Source organism: Allocoleopsis sp. (assembly GCF_036703385.1).
Classification (GTDB): domain Bacteria; phylum Cyanobacteriota; class Cyanobacteriia; order Cyanobacteriales; family Coleofasciculaceae; genus Allocoleopsis.
On sequence record NZ_DATNPA010000067.1, the window covers coordinates 1 to 17719 of the forward strand.

Sequence of the window (17719 nt, forward strand, 5' to 3'; positions counted from 1 at the left end):
GAGAAACGTCAACAAGACCGTTTACTCCAACGTCTTTGTCATCGTGCTACACAACTCGGTTATCATCTTGCACTCACGCCTATTTCTCAACCCATTAGTTAAACTTATTTCCTTCGGAGACTTTCAAAACAGGTCTAATCAAGAAAGTTTGTCGATGGGTAGGCGAATGGTAAATATTGCTCCCTTACCTTCACCCTTGCTGCTAGCGGCAATCGTACCGCCATGCGCTTCCACAATTCGCCGTGCGATCGCTAAGCCCAAACCTGCTCCACTACCTTGGCGCGAGCGATCGGCTGTGTAAAACTGTTCAAAAATATGGGGTATATCGCTCTCACGAATCCCTTGCCCCTGATCTTGAATTTTCACGGCAACTTGCCCGCCTTCTATCTTTCCGGCAATCAAGACGATAGAATCCGATACCGAGTGTTTAATGGCGTTATCCAAGACGTTCAGGAACGCTTGCAACAGCCGCTCTGGATCGCCCTCAAGCTGAACTTCAGGCATATCTAAGCGGATACCTACACCCTTGGATCGCATCCGCGACTCCACTGCTCTGACAGCGCGATCAATTAAGTTTTGCAAGCGGAGGGGCTGCTTTTCTAGGGCGGCGACACCCGCTTCGAGCCGTCCCAAATCGAGCAAGTCTTGAATCAGCCGTGACAAACGGGCTGTCTCATCCTGAACCGTTTGAATAAAGCGATCGCGTAATTCTGGCTCCTCAATAGCGCCGTTTGCCAGTGCCTCTACGGTCACTAAAACGTTACTCACTGGTGTACGTAGTTCATGAGATACGTTAGCCAGGAACGAGCGCCGCTCCTTATCCAGTGACGCCAAGCGTTGGCTCATTCGGTTCAGCTCAGTGGCAAGTTGACCAATTTCATCCTCTTGACGGATGTTCAGATTCCCATCTAAATCACCTTTGCCGATCTGAATTGCAAAATTGGACATTGCCTTAATCGGTCTTGCTATGTTGCGGGCAAGCCGTTCACTGATGAGCGCACAGATTAAAACTGTAAAAAGCAGGGTTCCCAGAATAGTAAGAATTACGCGGCGAAACTGACGCTGAAACTGGTCTAAGGTGATTGACATCCTCAGAACACCCAGCATCTGACCATTGCGGACTATCGGTTTTGCAGCGTATAGTCGGTCATCATTGGATAGAATACCTTTCGTTACCCCTTGTGTCGGTTTATTCTGAAGCGCTTCCCTGATGCCCGGAATACTATACCAGTCACTGACGTGCCGATCTATCTCTGGGGCAGAAGTGGAAAGCAAGCGACCATCTGGCCCAAAGATACGTAGAGTAACTGATTCCCGTGCCCCATAGCGCTGAACAGTCAGTGCCGCTCGCTCCAGATCGTTTGCCACCAGGGCATCAGCAACGCTCTCGCTTAGAGCCGTACTCCAGTCATCTAAATCAGCCTGCCTCGACTTCATAAAGTAGCCGTAGAAAGACCACAGGATATAGGTCGCTAGAATAGATGTCCCTAGTGCTGTGAGCGCCACATAGGTGACTAACAATTTTCGGTAGATCGAATTCCAGCGGATGCGAATTGGTGAATAACCCATGAGTTTCTCTCCCTAAGCCGGGAAGAGGGAGAGATGTCTTCTAGCCAGTCTTTGATTGTTTTGTGTGGTGACCAAAGAACTCACTCGCTCTCCCTATTCCCCAGTCTCCTCCTCTTGTTGATTTAAGGGTTTTGACCAGCGGCACGACCGCGTAGAACAGCTTTGATTCGTGCCAGTAGTTCGCGAGTATTGAAGGGTTTGGTGATATAGTCATCCGCACCCGCTTCTAATCCCCACACTTTGTCAATTGGCTGGTCTTTGGCTGTCAGCATTAATATAGGCACTTTAGAGAATGCTCGGATGCGCCAGCACAGTTCCATGCCATCAATTCCCGGTAGCATCAAATCTAAAATAATGACATCGGGCACTTCTTTATGAAAGAGTTTGAGGGCGCTTTGCCCATCTGCTGCTGTTGTTACGTGATAACCTTCTTTAACTAACGCGTAGCTCAGACTAGCCCGCAATGCCTCTTCATCATCGACGAGTAGGACATGTGTCATTGTGGGTTTACCGTTCTCTACACATAAAGTATACATACCTAGGTGGCTTGGATATGAGATGATTCCAGAGAATTTTCCCTATAAATCTACCTTTTGGTAGAGCACGAGACCCCTAATAGGAATCCTGGACGCTTTCCTCATAAAATACTCTTGTACACACGATCCCAGGCGGCAATGTCTACCGAAACCAACATACCGACTTCATCAACTTTAGGTGCGGATGCTATTGATGAAGCGATCGCAAAAGGAATTGATTTCGACGGTTCCCCGATTCCAGGAGAAAAACTAGAACTCTATCACAAAGTAATGGGTTTGGAAGCTGGGCGGCAGCGCAGTGGCGTATCGAATACCATGCGTTCCCGAATTGTCCGGATTGGGGCGAAGCACATTCCCCAAGAAGAGCTAAATCAGATGCTTAACGATGCTGGTTTTGCCCCATTGAAAGAGAAAGAGGTCGCTTTTTACTATAGCGGAAAATAACAGAATTAATTATGGCTTTCCCCTGGCCTTAAATGACTCCAGGGGGAGTTGAGAAATTTTTAAGCTCCTAGATATCTGTAAAACTATTGCCATAGGCTAGACAGGTGAATTAAATAACTCTCTGCGTTAATCTGTGTGTATCTACGGTTCCACACCCAAAACATGAATATTTTTGTAATTCGCTTAAAACCTGATGAAGACTTAAAAGTAAGCTTAAACACTTTCGTCCAACAAAATAATATTCAAGCTGGTTTTATCCTTACAGGCGTTGGTTGCCTGTTTCAGGCAACTCTTCGCTTTGCTAGCCAGAATTACTCTCAAGTTTTCAAGCAAAGACTTGAGATTGTGTCCTTAGTCGGCACCCTTTCTACCCACGGACTTCATTTACATATTTCTCTATCTGATAGACATGGCAAAACTCTCGGTGGACATCTCCTAGAGGGTTGCATCATCTATACAACTGCTGAAATCGTCATCGGCACCAGCGAAGATTTTATCTTTCTCAGAACAGTGGATGAAACCACGGGTTATCAAGAGTTAGAAATTCAACCCAAAACAATGTCCCTGAATTGACAGCTGTCTAGAAAGAAGGGAGTAGGGAGTAGAGAGTGGGGAATGGGGGAAGAGTCTTTTATTGTTTGTTGTGAGCGTCCAGCTCATGGGGGTCTTGCACCACTCTCAGTGAGCCATAATTCTACCTTGGGAATCTTAACTAAATCTCTGCTCGTCTGAGGATAATAGATAATATTAAAACGAATTTTAATAGAGCTTGTTTCACTGGTATTCGATTTTCCCGTGAGTCCCTAAGTCCCCAACTACCAGTACCCGCACCTAGGAAAAGCGATTGATTAGATCGAACAAGCGCTTTACTGAAGCTGTTAGGGGATTGGCGACAGAAGACATCAGTCATAAACGAGGGAAGCAAAACAGGGGAAAGGGGGAGAGTTGGTGAACTCATGCTTCAACTCTCTCCCTAGGATTATCAATCAACCTCACCTCCTATAAATTCCGGTCATTCCCTCTGGTTTAGCGTCCTTTTCAGGGCATCAGAAGCCAGCCCTCTCCCATAAGGGGAGCGTCTGGTATGTCACGGCTTGATTGAGTTTGGCGGTGAAGGCAATCTTTGAGGCTTTTCGGAACTTTGCGGCTCCGGTAATTTTTGAGGCTTTTTGGAATTTTGCGAGTCCGATGAGCTGCGAGGTTCTGGTGAATTTTGCCGCTCCACCGGGGTTTTGCGCTCAGCGGAGTTTTGTCGTTCCGTTGAGTTTTGGCGCTCAGTGGGAGCTGATCGCTCTGATGCGTTGTCTCGCTTAGGAGGGGTTATCCGCTCAGTGGGAGTTGCTTGCCCTGATGAATTGTCTCGCTTAGGAGGGGTTATCCGCTCAGTGGAAGTTCCTCGCTCTGATGAATTGTCTCGCTTAGGAGGAGCCAACTGCTCAAGTGGAATTGACAGCTTGGAGGAGTTGGGGCGCTCAGTTGGATTTTTCCCCTCTGTTGATGTTGGCGACTGGGAGGAGTTGGGTCGCTCAGTTGGATTTTTCCCTTCTGTTGATGTTGGCGGCTGGGAGGAGTTTTCAGGCAGTGAGGGGATTTTCCGCTCAGCTGGCTTGGACCACTCCGGTGCGTTTTGCCGATCAGGTGGGGTGAACTGCTGAATTCGGGTTGATGGCTGGGAGGAGTTTTGGCGCTCAGTGGAGTTTTGCCGTTCGGGCTGGGTGAACTGCATCGGCGGGGTTATGCGCTGGGATGGAGCCAGTGGCAGTGGTCCCGCTGGGGTTAACTGTTGCGGTAAGTTTTGCCGCTCAGTTGGGTTTTTCCCCTCGCTTGGTGTTGTTGACAACCCTGTTGCGCTCCCTGGGGCTAGCTTGTCCTCTGTGAATATCACCCAAGCCTTATAAGCCTTTTCTTGACCTATGGCTGGAATTGGCTGCTTTTTAACAGCGGCGATCGCCGCTTCATCAAAAACGTTCTGGTTACCAGTAGTGCCAATCACCTCTAGACTGCCGGGGATGATATTGCCGTTTTTATCGGTCTTGAAATAAACATAGGCGTAGCCGCTGACTACTCCCGCCGCGCGAGCTTTTTCCGGAGTCTTAGCTGTGATGGTGGGAAGTTGTTCTGGGTTGCCAGCCACTTGATGATCTGTTTTCCAACGTGTTTCTCGTCGATCTAGTTCAGCAACAATGTTATCGCGGCTATTATTTGTTAAATTCCTTGGAGCTGAAGTCTGATTTGGTGTCTGAGTTGTCTGATCGGGAGATTGCTTAGATCTAGATGTTCCCAAATGATTAGGATACTGTGACCCTGAGATGCCAGAATTTGAACTGATTAGTGGTAATGGAGCAGAATACCCTGATAAACCCGATGTTTGGTCAGAATAGGACGTACCTGGTAGTGGCGGCTGGTCATTTGCTGGGGTCAACCCTCCAGGCAAGCCGAATCGATCCCGAAGGTTGGAACTAACACCGCTAAAATTCCTAGCACTATTCCTGGTCGAAGGCTGGAAAATTCCAGCCTTCACAGACGAGGACTGTTTCCCGGTTTGCTGCGCTCTCAAGGTACGTTCGAGTTCGCGCTGCAAGTCGAGGTCATGCTGCAAGGAACTGTTACGACTTCCAATCTTATCGAAGTTGGTCAATCTCTTAGATTTCCCGGAGAACCCGCCTATTGATGACTGAATGTCTAGGGGTATAGCGCTCAGAGATAAGTTTTGATCTTTAGTAGAAGGTTGCGATCGCATCCCTAGCCCCGAGGAAGACCCAGAAGGTGACGAGGGAGACAACGGCCTGATCTGCTGATTAATGGATGAGGGGAGCGGCTCCAACGGCAGAGGCGGCGGCGGAAGGCGGCTTAGCTCGTCTGGTTTTAAGTCTAGCAGTTGGACATTCCGTACCGGCTTCGGCTTTTCGTGGGAGGAAATCGGAAAGTAAGGTAAAGATAGTCCCAGGGCCGCATGGATACCGACAGAAGCGATAACAGCAATAGCCGTTGGCTGACTCAACTTTTGGGGAAGGCTTTTCAGGAAGTTAGGGAAGCTTTTAGGAGAAGATGCGTAAGACATAGCAGTTAAAGTTCACTCCGCTGGGTCATTGCAAACAGTTTGTTAGTTCAAGCCGTTTCAAGCAGTATCCGCCAAGAATCGCGAGTTTGACTTTTAATGATAGTCGAGAGTGGCTTGTTAAAGAGCGCGATCGCACGTTAGTGACAATAGCTCCCTTTGGAAGGACGTGCACTAGCAAAGCTGATCGCATCGCTAGTTTTTCAGGTGTCTTGCTACAAAACAAAGACTACACCTTCAGCGACGCGATTGAGAAACTTTGACGATGAGTAGGGAAAAGTAGGGCAATATCAGGGTGGGGCGATCGCATAAATTCTCATAAATTACTTGTTCCGGTAGGGTAGCTCGTGCCACCACAACAGCATGTTCCAACAGCTGACGCCGTCGCAGGACTTCCCATACCTCAGGGTAGACCGAACTGACTTTCATGAGTACCACGACATCGGCCCAGTCTAAAATTGTTTCCAGTTCTCCCACATTATAGAGAGCCGGAAGCACAGCGAGGCGCTCTTGCCTGACTGCCAAAGGCATTCCTAAAACTGACGCTGCTGCCATTGGCGAACAAACACCGGGTACTGTCTGCACCACACTTTCAGGATGCTGCTGTTGCAGCGTCTGTGCTAAATACGTAAAAGTACTGTAAAAACTAACATCTCCTTCACAGACAAACGCCACATCTTGACCTAAATGTAGATAGTGCCAAACCTGCTCTGCGGCGATTTGCCACGCTTGAGTCAGGATGACCATATCCTGCACATAAGGAAAGGTCAATGCTAGTTGCACCTGATGACTTTCTAGCCATTGGGCAACGATTTGCTGAGCCATCCCCGGCTTACCTTGGATACCAGCCGGGAACGCTACAACAGGTGACTGTTTCAGAATACGCAGTCCTTTGAGGGTAATCAGTTCCGGATCGCCTGAACCCACACTGATACCGTAGAGTGTGCCAACTTGCACGGGATTTACTTGTTAAGTTTGATTAATAATTATTAATCACGATGCATTTTGGACAGTCAACCCAAACTCTAAAATCCCAAATCTAAGATGCCATTACCAACTGTGATTTTACCGGGCTTTTTTGCAGGAACTCTGGAATACCGGGCGTTTGAACAATCTCTCCGACAATTAGGATTTCCCACTGTTACAGTACCACTGCGGCAACGAGATTGGTTTCCCACAGTTGGCGGTCGTTCAATGGTGCCAATTCTCCGTAGACTTGACAAAACAGTCAAGCAAGTGATGAAGGAATATAACGTATCTAAAATTAACCTAATCGGTCACTCAGCCGGGGGCTGGATTGCTCGAATCTATCTCGGAGAAAAACCCTACAACATCCACAAAGATGTTACTGAGTCAGCGGGAATATGGTATGGTTCGTCGGAACCGATGCAGGCTTGGGTACCGTATTTGGGTTGAAGGTTGAATGTTGCGGGTTGAATGTTGCAGGTTGAAGGTTGGTAGGTTGAATGTTGAAGGTTGGTAGGTTGAATGTTGCAGGTTGAATGCCGGACGTTTTAACCTTTAACCTTCAACCTTCAACCCTGGTGCTGGGGGTTGCAACACTTCCTGCTGAGGTGGATTGGTCATTTGTGCGATCGCACTTCCCGAAACAGGAGCCGAAATGGGCACTTCCTCCACTTCTGGTAGTTTCTCTAGCGCCAGACGAGATGAGGGACTCGCACCTGATAAGCGCTTCAACAGTTTTGGTCTGGGGTCGTGTAGCAGGTAAATAATTTGATCACCCGGTTGCCAGTTATCCGTTGCTGGGACAATTTGAAAACTCGATTCTCGTTCCACCAGTAACGGTAAAAGTTCTCCAGAGCGAATTAACGCTTGTAAATGGGCTCGCTGAAACGCAAATCCTGGTTCTTTGAGTGCCGTCTTACCCAGCTTGACTTGCCCCTCAGTCAGGTACTGGTTCCAAGATTTAATCGGGAGTTGGGGGATAAAAGCCTGATTAACCTTGCCTTTGCTTGTCACGCCGTTATCCTGGGGGTCACGAGGAAATACGGCTAAGACGCGGGGAGGTTGAAATTCCTCAGCCGCTCGTTGTGCCAGTACCGAGTTCACCTCACCATTACTCGTCATGGCGAGGAACGTCCCCATCGAGTCAAGTCCGGCTTCTTCCAGAGCTTTAATATCTAGGCCACTGCTTTGAATCACGGGTAGATTCTCCTGCTCTGCTTTGGCACAAGCTTCCGGATCAGTGTCGATGAGTACCACAGATTCTCCCCGCTCTTGAAACAGACGGGCAATCAGACGGCTCAAAGGATTACAACCAATGATTACAGCACCCGTTGCTCCAGAGTGTCGATTCAGTTGGAGCCAGTTGGCGACCCAACGCGCCGTCAGCCCTTGCAAAAAAACCGTCAACATGATTGTAAGAAAAACAAGAGCTTTAATGGAAGCGCCACCATTAATTCCGCGTTCTGTCAGGAGAATGGCAAACAAGGAGGCAACAGAAGCGCTGACAATTCCTCTTGGGGAAATCCAGGATAAAAATAATTTCTGCCGCCAGTTCATCCCACTGTTCCAGGTACACAAAGTGATACTGATGGGGCGCACCACAAACATCAGTACGAGGACAGTAAACAAGCTGCCCCAACCCAGAGCAAAGACACTAGCGATGGATAGGTCAGCTGACAGTAGGATGAATAGCACCGAGACACCAAGAACCGTTAATTGCCCTTTAAACCGCCGGAGTAACCGCTCTTCAGGGAGAGCAGAAGCTCCCACGACCATTCCGGAAACTACAGTTGCCATCAGTCCTGATTCAGAGCGAATCATTTGCGCCAAGCCAAACAAACCCCACATTCCAGCCAGCACGACTAGGTTTTTCAGCTCTTCTGAAATAAAACTAGCGCGTTTGAGAATCAATCCCAGCAACCAGCCACCCGCCGCGCCGATGCTAGCACCGATGCCGAGGCGCAAGCTCAGGCCGATAATGGCTTCTGATGGACTCGCATCCCCATTCAAAATCGTGTCTAGCACGACAACGGCAAGAATCGCTCCCACAGGGTCAATTAAGACGCCTTCTCCTTCTAGAATTGTCGCTACCTGCCGATCTACTTGTACCTGCTTGAGCAGGGGACTGATGACAGTTGGCCCTGTAACAACGACTAAAGAGGCATAAAGAAAGGCAATTGACCAGGGAAATTCGCCCAGCCAGTGAGCTGCCATACCGCCCCCAAGCAGCGTGATTAGGGTTCCTAGGGTGACGAGGTTCCTGAGACTCCCGGAAACTTTGCCCAGGTCTCGCAGTTCCAGGTTCAGCCCTCCCTCAAACAGAATGACGGCTACTGAGAGGGCGACAATCACTTCGAGTCCGACTCCAAGCTTCTGGGGGTACAACAGATGCAAGCCATCGGGACCCAAGAGCATACCAAAGATCAACAGAAAGACGATGCTGGGAACTTTGAGGTATTCAGCGATAACCTGGGCACTGATCCCGGCAAGAACAGCCACGATCATCTGTAGTGTTAGTTCAAATGAACCGTCCATAGGCTTTAAGTGTCACAGGTGATCAACTCAGGTTTAAATGCCCTACTGGCTGTATTCAACGGTAAAAGTCGGTGCGGTAGCCAAAGGAGTTGAGGCATATAATCTGAACAATTGGAAACGCGCAAGATACTTCATATCAGGGTATAACTTTTAGCAATTCCAGGTCTTGATATCGTCCTGGTCACAGAAGGTGCGGCAATCTCATCACCCTAGATGCCTAGTTTAGGCTTGAACTGAATAATTTTGAGAGACAGCAAGGCTTGAGTAGAGCGATGAGATGGATTCATCACAGGGTTATTGTCCTGCGATAGATTTGTTGGCGAAGTGGAGGTTATTTTCTTGGAGTGTGTGATGAATTAAGCCAATCGTTCTCTCCTGATTCTATCTTCCGGATTAATTAGCGTTGGGCAGGTAGGAAGGTTTGCGGGGCTTGTTTTTACTCTCCATCCCGAAAACCGGGCTGTTGTTGCATGAGGCTCAATAAATCGGCGATGCGCCAATGTAGAACGGGTTTTACTCTGGAGGATGCCCGGAAAAAGAGAAAGAACTCTGTAAAGCCCTGTTTCTTGTAAGGTGTTTCTCCTAATAAGCGAATTAATTTTGTTGGTATGGTATAGGGGTTTCACTTTATTTGCTGAAATGCCTCCGTAATAATGTATTCGAGCGATGACTCAATGGCGTCACCTGCCAACAATTTTTCAAATTTCGTTTCTATTCTGAGGAAAAAGTTAAATTGTGAATCATGGGGGGTATTTTAGCACCTGGCTTTGACAACAGAAGTTTTCTGAAGGAGGTTTTTGCTCTCTCGTCTTTCTGGTGGCAACCGTTGGGAGCGATACGTTAATTTTTACGAGGCTCAAAGGGGTACGCCTTTTGCGATCGCTCCTAAATTTCTGGGATTCAGACATCAGCTGATATCATTGAGCAGCAACGGTTCTCCTAGTCTACCCCTGCCAAGAGTTGTGCATTTGACGATTCTGTTGAAGAGTCCTCCTCCTTGTCTAGGGATGACGACTATTCAGCACTCTTGTTCTTGCAATCGATTCGCTATAAAATTAGATTGTTAGCGAAGATAACTTATGTTTCTCACACAAAAGAACGTGATTCGAGGTCTAAGTGTGCGAGAGTTCAATACTCTACGCGACCTTTGTCGGCTCTCGAATAAGAGGTTTAATGTGGGACTTGACATAGTTCGCTCGCACTTATTGGTTAAGCTTTCTCATGTCACCGGGTGTCCAATTAGAAGAGCGAAAACAGGGCACAACCGGGTGCGCGACGCCCTGAATAAGATAGCAAGGTCTATTATCTATTACTGCCTGACACACCAACTTGGTAAACTGATTATTGCCTGCAATCCGGCCTGGAAGCAGGGAATTAATTTGAGGAAACAGAACAAGTTTCAGTTGGTTCAGATTCATCACCATGTCTTGCGGTTCCAGCTGGAAGCCTTGTGTGAAAGATATGGCATGGCCTATAGGGAACAGGAGGAACGCTGCACATCTAGTAGTGCTTCCTTAATTAGATCCGGATGAGCTACCCATCTACAAGGCGGACAGTCCCAAAGGATACAAGTTTAGTGGGCGGCTTATTTGTCGTGGCCTCTACAAATCTAAAAATTGCAGCGTCATTGATGCGGATTGCAACGGTGCGGCTAATATACTCAAAAAAAGTAACCACAATCTGGTATTTCCAAGGAGTGGCTAGGGGATTTTTTTAGCGGAGCGGGGCACGATAGCGCACAGAACACACTACGAGTTAATCTCGTGAATAATCCTTTCCTGAACCCTTAGGTAGGGCTGGGAACCTCAAAGCTGGAAGGTTACCTTGGTAAAGCATACTGCTGCTTTGAGCAACGATGAAGAGCGGTCGGCGGGTTAAAGACTCCGAGGACTGCGATTGGCAATGAGCAGCTATTTGAATTGTTGGTAGAGATGGATCATCAAACTTTTACTTGGGGTCGTTCAGGTAATAGAAGTCGTAAAACTGAACGCTGGGTTGAAGGACTGTGGATTGTAGGATTACTTCTAGCTGCGCTGCTCTTATTTGGAATTAATTTGGGCAGTCCGCCGCTGTTAGATTGGGGCGAAGGCTCGGTTGCCTTAGCGGCTCGTGAAATCACAAAAGCACCCGTAGAGATTTGGCAATGGTTTCACCCCAAAATGGGGAGTAAGCCCTTTCTAGAAGAGCCGCCTCTACTCTACTGGCTCATTGCAGGGGCTTATAAAGTTGGTGGGTTTAACGCTTGGACGACGCGCTTACCAGGGGCAATTCTGAGTGCGCTGTCCGTACCGCTTTTGTATGGAATTGGTCGAGAAATCTTTCCTTCCCGCCAGAGTGCCATTTTCTCAAGCTTAATATATCTCACCTTTTTACCAGTAGTCTCTTGGGGCCGTCTGGCGAACATAGATGGGGCAGCCCTGTGCTTTGTTATGGTCGCCATGTGGTGTATGTTGCGATCGCGCCGTGACTTTCGCTGGTCGCTCGGTATCGGCCTAGGATTAGGGTTGATTGGCTTGAGCAAAGGGATCACACTGCCATTTTTACTCTTGGGCATAACACTGGTGTTTCTCGGCTGGGATACTCCAAGACTCTTAACCTCGTTTTATTGGTGGATTGGTTTGCTGCTTGGGAGTACTCCTGGCTTGGCTTGGTGCGCTTTGTGGTTGCTCTCTCACCCTCAGACGAGCATCTCAATCGGGCTTTTCAACCCATCTCTAGGAAGACTTGGGGCACCCAACACAGCTACCCGTCCCGTCTTTTGGTATTACTTGATCCAAATCCTGAAATTCTCCGTCCCTTGGTTACTCTTTTGCCCCTATGGATTACGGTTGGCTTGGGAAAATCGCATTTGGGGCTGGGCTAAATTGCTGATCGTTTGGTCTGGTGCTTATACGTTGGCAATTTTGGTATTGGTTAACCAGCTGTCTGTTAATCAGTTGCCCTTGTATATCTTGCCTCTCTATCCAGCCTTAGCACTTGCGGGTGGAGCCTATCTTGCAGAAGTGTGGCATGGGCCGAGTCGCAAATCCTATCCCCGCACCTGGAGCATCGGCTTGATGGTGATGGCCTTAGGTGCGATCGCAGCTAGTATTGTCTTTGCTATTTTGCCAGGGTCTGACCGCTCTTTGTCGGTGATTTTTGCCTGTGTGGCTTTGACAATGGTTGTCGCCATTGTTTTAGTAGCTCGGCGTGACCTGCAATTCATTTTAATTCTCTTCTGGGGCGTTTATATCTCGCTTCTGCTTTTTATGACCTCTCCCTACTGGATTTGGGAATTAAAAGCCCCTTATCCCGTCCAAGAAATTGCCAGTTTCCTGCGACATGCTACCCCTAAAGAGCAAACGATTTATGCCTCTTTCCCCTCCAAGAGTCCTTCCCTAAATTTTTATAGCGATCGCCAAGTCGTCCCAGCGTCTGATTTAGAACTCAAACAACACTGGAAGCAAGAGAAACCCCCCTACTTATTGCTGGATACTCAAACCAATAAGCGCTTGAATTTAGAGTCAGCCATACGAGTTGGTAAAACCGAAGACTCTGGCTGGGTTTTGATTACCAAAAAATCTAACGGAACTGGAAAGGCGTCTGCTAGCTAGAGCCTTTTTAGGTTATTTCTGGCAATAGGCAGAGATTGGCACTGATTGTTCCGGCACTTCCCAAACCTGTTTAGTTAAGGGACATTCAGTAGATAAAATGCCCAGTTGTCATGCTGAAGTGAGCGTTAGCAGAGTGAAGCATCTTGGAGATTCTACTCTTCGAGGACAGCTACGCCGAACGCTTCAAGCATAATAAAATTGGCTTATTTTCTTCTTCAGAGTTCCCGAAGAGCTAATGCACAGAGTCTTTCCTAGAAAATTCTTCCCAACAAAAACATCCCCCTGTCCTCAACCGAATAGTAGGGAATTGTTTTCTCCTTGGCTATACTTTTCAGTTAAACATGGGGCAAAGTACCGATGTTTATTTTTGCAAAGGTGCTTTGCCCTTAAAGTCGCCAGAGAAATGCAGGGTATAAATTTTCGAGTAATCACCATTGCGCTGCCACGAAAACTAGAATCCCCTTGCTCTAGATGAACCTAGGGGACTTTTGTTTAACAGACAGTAACTCTGGCTTTATCCTTGGCAACTACCAAGCCGATCAGGATGCTTCAGCTGTTTCTTCTTGTGCGTCAAGTTGCTTCAGGTGAATATGCTTTCGGCCTAGAGTGATTTCAAATTCGTCTCCCGGCTGTAAGCCCATCTGTTTAGTGTAGGCAGAGCCAATCAGTAAGTTGCCGTTAGACTGAACACTAATACGATAACTTGCACTACGCCCCCCGCGTCCATTGCCATTGGCTTTGCTGTCTAATTCAATTCCCTCTGCATCTATGAGAGCATTGAGGAACTTCATCATATTGACTCGCTCTACCCCGTTTTTTGTAACGGTGAAGTAGCCACAGGCTCTGGCTTTTTCTTCTTTGCTGAGATTGCCCAGCTCTTTGACTTTCTCAATCAGGGCTTCTCCCTCTAAGGGATCTGTTTTTTTCTTTTTAGCCATCAACTTGAATCTAAAAGTATGGAGATTAAGTGGTATGCAGTGATTTTGCTTGACTGACTAGAAACTAAGATAACAAAATCTCAGTGTTGTATCAGCTTCTAAAACTATATTACACAAAATGGGTCAAGTTCGTTCGCTATATTTGTTTATTCAGGGTGCGAAACTCACGATAAACCTGTGTAAGAGTTTGTGAACAACTGATACATCTCGATACTGTTAGTTGTTCAAAGCCTGGATGTCTCCTAAAGAAAAACCAAGGTTAGCTCACTATGGCCTCGATTTGACCAGAAATCAAGCCGCCAGATAAAGACAGAATGGGTCAGGTTGATAGTACAGCCTTCGCTGAACACCCCTGATAACTAATTGAACAATTCTTCTTGAGCGATCTCAAGAAGAGGCCAAAAGCAAGAGGGTCTTGACCAATCTGGGATTACTCCAGCATAGGCTTGCAAAACAAAGTACTGTACTGCCTGAATTTTTAATTCCTATGAAGCTCACAACTCGCGGACACTACAGTGTCAAAGCGCTGTTAGATCTAAGCTTACAGCAAGGGTTTGGACCAACATCTGTTAAAGCGATCGCGCAGCGACAAGACATTCCAGCTCCCTATTTAGAGAAGCTACTGATTGAAATGCGTCGTGCCGGTTTAGTTAACTCGGTGCGTGGTGCTCATGGGGGTTATCAATTAGCCTGCGAACCGGCACAAATTTCTCTCGGTCAAATCTTAGAATCGGTGGGTGAAACCATCGAACCCCTTCGAGGACATACACCAGACGCGGCTCAAGCCGAAGATTGGGTCACATTTACTCTTTGGCATCGACTGCATCAAAAGCTGAAAGAAGCATTGTACAGCATAACGCTTGCCGATCTATATTACGACGCCCGTAGCTGGCAAGCGGCGAGGGGAGAAGAAACGAGCTTTGTTGTTTAATTTTTCTTCAAAAATGACATAGGAGGAGGAAAGTCTTTGATGACGATATTCATTCCAGGTTTAGCTCTGAGCAGGATGTTTGACGAAAAGGCGGTAAAATCAATCCGGGAGTTACACTTTTGAGAAAATTTTTTTATTCTCCCGTGCTGCTCGGCGGGAATAGGTGAAGTTTTAGGTTTTAATAGTCCAAAGTCAACCGACCCTCACTGAAGACCGAAACTTCTGCGGTTTTTTCCTAAAGAAGCCGACTCAGATCACCAAGCTTACATGACCCACGCTCTCAGTCAAGAATAGCTTCATAGCTTCGACGGCTTGTCAACAAACTCTGGTGAGTTGGATGAAATTAGTGGAGGCTGCGATCGCTACAAACTCACTTCCTGCTGCTGCTGTTTTACTGTTGGCGGCTACTTTAGATTACATGATTGGTGACCCTTGGGGCTGGCCTCATCCAGTACAAGTTATGGGTTGGATGATTTCTCACTTCACTCAATTTGCCTTCAAGTTGTGGAGTAATAAAGATGATGCACAGCAGGCGAAGTCAAACCTCGAACCTCAAACCTCAAACGGATGGAAAGGTGCAGATTTTAATACACAGGAAGAGGCTTTTAGCAACATCTGCGCCAAAAATTCTTCTGTTGTTCAGTGGCAGCGCCGATGGGCCGGTATCGTGTTGGGCGCTGGACTAATCATTGGCAGCGGACTTACTGGCTGGCTCGTCGTTCGAGGCGCAAATTGGATTCATCCCTTTGTGGGTATTGCAGTCGAGATCATTTTACTCGCTAGTTGTTTCGCAGGTCGAAGTTTGCGAACCGCTGCCGTTGATGTTTTACAACCCTTAGCGGCAGGGCAACTGGAGCAGGCACGTTTTCAATTAAGCCATTATGTGGGTCGAGATACAGAAAAACTGGACGAACCAGAAATCCTCCGGGCAGTTCTAGAAACCGTGACGGAAAATGCAACAGATGGGGTGACTGCTCCCTTGTTCTATGCCATTGTCGGAGCCTTTTTGCCTGGAGTTGGTAGCGTTCCCCTGGCTCTTGCTTACAAAGCTGCTAGTACTCTAGATTCAATGGTCGGCTATCGCGTCGAACCTTACACGGATTTAGGTTGGTTCAGCGCCCAACTCGAAGACTTCCTCACTTGGTTACCCTGTCGGTTCACCGTGATTACTCTAGCACTTGTGTCAGGGAAACCCCACGAAGTCTGGCGTCTGTGCCTGCGCGATGCGCCCAAAGACCCTAGTCCCAATTCTGGCTGGAGTGAGTGTACTTATGCGGCAATTTTGGGAGTTCAACTCGGAGGTACGAACTGGTATCAGGGCGTTGCGAAAGATAAACCCCTTCTGGGCGAATTAATTCACCCGATTACACCCGGAAAAATTGACCAAGCTTTGGGGCTAACACGGTATTGCGTTTTGATTTGGCTGGGTGGTGCGATCGCCGCCTTGTTCATGGCTTCTTAAACCAGGTCATATTGGGCAGCCTTACAGGGGAATCCTTCGGGTAACTCGACGACGACTATACTTCGGCGCTCACTTTTGTCTGATTCGCGTCATAGCCATAAATATAGATAGGGGTCAGAAAATTTCCAACTGTCGATTAAGAATGATAGGTAGAATTTTTCTGATCAAGCGTGCCTCTAGCTAGCGATTAACTAACCCATCAGGATGTCTACTCAAATTGTTAAAATTCTTTCCGCTGAAGAACTACGCCGCACGGTCAACCGTCTGGCATCTCAAGTCATTGAGCAATCGGGAGATTTGTCCCAATTGGTACTGGTGGGTATTTACACCAGAGGCGCATCTCTAGCTAATCTGCTGGCCCGTCAGATTGAAGTGTTAGAGCAGGTGTCGGTACCAGTGGGGGCGCTAGATATTACCTTTTACCGGGATGATTTGGATCAGATTGAACTGCGAACACCCGCAAAAACGGATATTCCTTTCGATTTGTCTGATAAAACAGTGGTTTTAGTAGATGATGTCATCTATAAAGGGCGAACCATTCGCGCCGCCCTGAATGCGGTGACGGAATACGGGAGACCCCATGCGATTCGGTTATTGGTTCTGGTCGATAGAGGGCATCGTGACGTGCCCATTCATCCTGACTTCATCGGCAAGCCACTATCAACAGCCTCCGAAGAACAGGTAAGGGTTTATCTACAAGATGTCGATGGACGAGATGGTGTGGAGTTGATGAGAGGGTTTAAGTCTGAGCCGCGAGTTTCAAGCGATTAAGGAGGGACGTGCAATCTCGATGGGACAATCGAGATTGTCCATCAACCTGCCGAGATTCAATTTTTAAGTTATGAGAGAAACCCAGACGCGCAAGGCAGACCACCTACGGATTTGTCTGGATGAAGACGTGCAATTTCAGGGGAATACTAATGGATTGGAACGCTACCGCTTCACTCACTGCTGTTTACCAGAGCTGAACCGTAGTGAGATTGATCTAACGACAACATTTTTAAGCAAATCGCTAGGAGCCCCGTTTTTGATTTCTTCCATGACTGGCGGTACAGAACAAGCAAAGACGATCAATTTTCGCTTGGCTGAGGTTGCCCAAAAGCACAAACTAGCAATGGGTGTCGGTTCTCAGCGAGTAGCTGTGGAGAATCCCCAGGTAGCTGACACGTTTGCCGTGCGATCGCTTGCGCCTGATATTCTCTTATTTGCTAATCTTGGTGCTGTTCAACTCAACTATAGTTACGGCGTCGATCAGTGCCTGCGTGTCATCGATCTTTTAGAAGCCGATGCCTTAATTTTGCATCTCAATCCCTTACAGGAGTGCATTCAGTCCAACGGGGACACGAACTTCAAGGGGGTTATTGACAAAATTCAAATATTGTGCAATAAAATGCCTGTGCCCGTGATAGCCAAAGAAGTGGGAAATGGCATCTCAGCCGCAATGGCACAGAAGCTGCTCGAGGCTGGGGTTGCTGCCATTGATGTGGCTGGAGCGGGTGGCACATCCTGGGCAAAGGTGGAAAGTGAGCGGGCATTCAACGAACAGCAGCGCCGTTTGGGACTCACTTTCGCCGACTGGGGGTTGCCGACGGCGGAGTGCATTGTTGATATTCGAGCCATTGCCCCACAGATTCCTTTGATTGCTTCCGGGGGATTGCGCAATGGCTTGGATGTGGCTAAGGCGATC

The 17719-nt window shown here is 47.8% G+C and carries 14 protein-coding genes and 1 pseudogene; 9 read left to right on the top strand and 6 right to left on the bottom strand.

Translation table 11 applies throughout. The features are described 5' to 3' along the window. Positions 1-138: 138 nt before the first annotated feature. A complete protein-coding gene (locus V6C93_RS03585; RefSeq protein ID WP_333475276.1) occupies positions 139-1569 on the bottom strand; it encodes an ATP-binding protein in 1431 nt (476 codons plus the stop codon). A 122-nt stretch (positions 1570-1691) separates the two neighbouring features. Further along, positions 1692-2069: a response regulator transcription factor gene (locus V6C93_RS03590; RefSeq protein ID WP_333475277.1), complete on the bottom strand. Its 378-nt coding sequence runs from the start codon at positions 2067-2069 to the stop codon at positions 1692-1694. A 174-nt stretch (positions 2070-2243) separates the two neighbouring features. Between V6C93_RS03590 and V6C93_RS03595 the strand changes: the two genes are divergently transcribed. Together V6C93_RS03595 and V6C93_RS03600 are read left to right on the top strand one after the other, a co-directional pair. Beyond that, a complete protein-coding gene (locus tag V6C93_RS03595) occupies positions 2244-2549 on the top strand; it encodes a small RNA NsiR4-regulated ssr1528 family protein (RefSeq protein WP_333475278.1) in 306 nt (101 codons plus the stop codon). Positions 2550-2711: 162 nt separating this feature from the next. Further along, positions 2712-3122, top strand: coding sequence for a PPC domain-containing DNA-binding protein (locus tag V6C93_RS03600; protein ID WP_333475279.1), 411 nt, complete (start codon positions 2712-2714; stop codon positions 3120-3122). A 514-nt stretch (positions 3123-3636) separates the two neighbouring features. Here V6C93_RS03600 and V6C93_RS03605 read toward each other — a convergent pair. Together V6C93_RS03605 and V6C93_RS03610 are read right to left on the bottom strand one after the other, a co-directional pair. Further along, entirely contained in the window at positions 3637-5610 is a 1974-nt protein-coding gene (locus V6C93_RS03605) for a hypothetical protein (protein ID WP_333475280.1), read from the bottom strand. Positions 5611-5844: 234 nt separating this feature from the next. Then, complete coding sequence (locus tag V6C93_RS03610) at positions 5845-6564, bottom strand: precorrin-2 C(20)-methyltransferase (protein WP_333475281.1); 720 nt, start codon at positions 6562-6564, stop codon at positions 5845-5847. Between the two features lie 87 nt (positions 6565-6651). Here V6C93_RS03610 and V6C93_RS03615 point away from each other — a divergent pair. Then, positions 6652-6975 (top strand): annotated as a pseudogene (locus V6C93_RS03615) (esterase/lipase family protein); the annotation flags it as partial. Between the two features lie 153 nt (positions 6976-7128). Here the strand turns inward: V6C93_RS03615 and V6C93_RS03620 are convergent. Further along, entirely contained in the window at positions 7129-9108 is a 1980-nt protein-coding gene (locus V6C93_RS03620; protein WP_333475283.1) for a cation:proton antiporter, read from the bottom strand. 1079 nt (positions 9109-10187) lie between these two features. On the opposite strand from V6C93_RS03620, the gene V6C93_RS03625 reads away from it, so the two are divergent. Both V6C93_RS03625 and V6C93_RS03630 read left to right on the top strand, forming a co-directional pair. Further along, entirely contained in the window at positions 10188-10640 is a 453-nt protein-coding gene (locus tag V6C93_RS03625; RefSeq protein WP_333475284.1) for a hypothetical protein, read from the top strand. 399 nt (positions 10641-11039) lie between these two features. Continuing rightward, positions 11040-12701, top strand: a complete 1662-nt coding sequence (locus tag V6C93_RS03630; protein WP_333475285.1) for a glycosyltransferase family 39 protein — start codon at positions 11040-11042, stop codon at positions 12699-12701. 539 nt (positions 12702-13240) lie between these two features. Here the strand turns inward: V6C93_RS03630 and V6C93_RS03635 are convergent. After that, positions 13241-13639 (bottom strand): AbrB family transcriptional regulator, encoded by a 399-nt coding sequence (locus V6C93_RS03635; RefSeq protein WP_333475286.1) that lies wholly within the window; start codon positions 13637-13639, stop codon positions 13241-13243. A gap of 487 nt (positions 13640-14126) precedes the next feature. On the opposite strand from V6C93_RS03635, the gene V6C93_RS03640 reads away from it, so the two are divergent. The 4 genes from V6C93_RS03640 to fni all read left to right on the top strand — a co-directional run. Next, positions 14127-14570 (top strand): RrF2 family transcriptional regulator, encoded by a 444-nt coding sequence (locus V6C93_RS03640; protein WP_333475287.1) that lies wholly within the window; start codon positions 14127-14129, stop codon positions 14568-14570. A 337-nt stretch (positions 14571-14907) separates the two neighbouring features. Then, positions 14908-16032, top strand: a complete 1125-nt coding sequence (gene cbiB, locus V6C93_RS03645) for an adenosylcobinamide-phosphate synthase CbiB (RefSeq protein ID WP_333475288.1) — start codon at positions 14908-14910, stop codon at positions 16030-16032. A gap of 204 nt (positions 16033-16236) precedes the next feature. Next, on the top strand, positions 16237-16803 hold the full coding sequence (gene pyrR, locus V6C93_RS03650; protein WP_333475289.1) for a bifunctional pyr operon transcriptional regulator/uracil phosphoribosyltransferase PyrR: 567 nt from the start codon (positions 16237-16239) through the stop codon (positions 16801-16803). A gap of 70 nt (positions 16804-16873) precedes the next feature. After that, a partial coding sequence (fni, locus tag V6C93_RS03655) for a type 2 isopentenyl-diphosphate Delta-isomerase (RefSeq protein WP_333475290.1) occupies positions 16874-17719 on the top strand: 846 nt, incomplete at its 3' end.